This window comes from Klebsiella sp. YJ (genome assembly GCF_002108615.1).
Classification (GTDB): Bacteria; Pseudomonadota; Gammaproteobacteria; order Enterobacterales; family Enterobacteriaceae; genus Klebsiella; species Klebsiella planticola.
Map to the genome: position 1 here is coordinate 1 of NZ_MTEG01000092.1, position 1,261 is coordinate 1,261.

1 protein-coding gene is annotated in these 1,261 nt (G+C 39.6%); it reads left to right on the top strand.

The genetic code is table 11. The annotated features are described in order from the left end of the window. The first annotated feature begins 285 nt into the window (after positions 1–285). Positions 286–1,146, top strand: coding sequence for a PocR ligand-binding domain-containing protein (locus BV390_RS30290; protein ID WP_007372113.1), 861 nt, complete (start codon positions 286–288; stop codon positions 1,144–1,146). The last annotated feature ends 115 nt before the right edge of the window (positions 1,147–1,261 follow it).

The window sequence follows — 1,261 nt, forward strand, 5'->3', positions numbered from 1 at the left end:
AATTCACTATCGGCGAAGGTGAGTTGATGGCTCATGATGTCCCTCTGGGATGCGCTCCGGATGAATATGATGATCTCATATCAGGAACTTGTTCGCACCTTCCTTAAAATGACTCAGATCAAGAAATCAATATTTTAAAGCTCCAACAGTAAAATGTGATGTGGCACCATTTACAATGGTTTTAAAAAAGAGTATATCATATAGCATAGTCACGAATGTAATGGATTTATCTTTGTGAACGTCCAAGAATAACTAACTAATCACAACTTTTATTACCAGGTAAAAATGAGAAACGCCCACGATATACTTGACAATATTGTATACGATTTTGCCAATGCCACTGGTCTGGGTTCTGTTGCTGTAGATCTGAATGGCAAAGAGATATCCCCATGGTATAATTTTACTTCTTTCTGCCAGCAAGTCAGAAAAATCGCAGCTTACCATCCCTATTGCCAGCAATGTGATCGTTGCGGTGGTTTTGAAAGTACGAAAGCACAGCATATTCAATGTTATCGCTGTCATGCTGGACTTGTAGACTTCTCCATTCCAATATTCATTAACGGTAATCTGACAGGGTTTGTTTCTTGCGGGCAAGCCCGTGTCACAGAAAAGCTACCATTACCCAAGATAGTGGAGAACGATAAAAACTTATCAAAAGAATCAAAGCTTATCGAATTGTATCATGAGGTACCTGAACTGAGCCTGATGAAAGTTAAATCTGCTGCCCACCTTTTGCACATTATTATAGAGAACTACATCAGTAATGAATATAATTTACGCGTAGTAAGGAATGTCAGTCCTGTTCAAAATCAGAAACTGAAAACATCGAGTCGACATCAGGCAACAATGGGAATGATACTCAATCACATAAACCAGAATTTTTCAGACAATATCAGCCTTGAGCAAATGGCCAGCAAAGCCAACCTGAGCATGTTTTACTTTTCCAGAACGTTTAAGGAGTTGACAGGCACAGGCTTCGCAACTTACTTAATAAATAAAAGAATGACGGAAGCTCATTGTCTCCTTGAACAAACAAACTGGAACATAGAAAAAATAGCTCGAAGTGTCGGTTATAATGATGTTCATTACTTCTCCCGCCTGTTTAAGAAAACGTTCAACAAGTCACCGTCAGAGTTCCGCAATTGAGCCTATACTCGGCTTTGTTGAATAAATCGAACTTTTGCTGAGTTGAAGGATCAGATCACGCATCCTCCCGACAACACAGACCATTCCGTGGCAAAGCAAAAGTTCAGAATCACCA

Coding starts and splice junctions, on each gene's coding strand:
- BV390_RS30290 (WP_007372113.1), top strand. CDS start 286: ATGAGAAACGCCCACGATATACTTGACAATATTGTATACGATTTTGCC.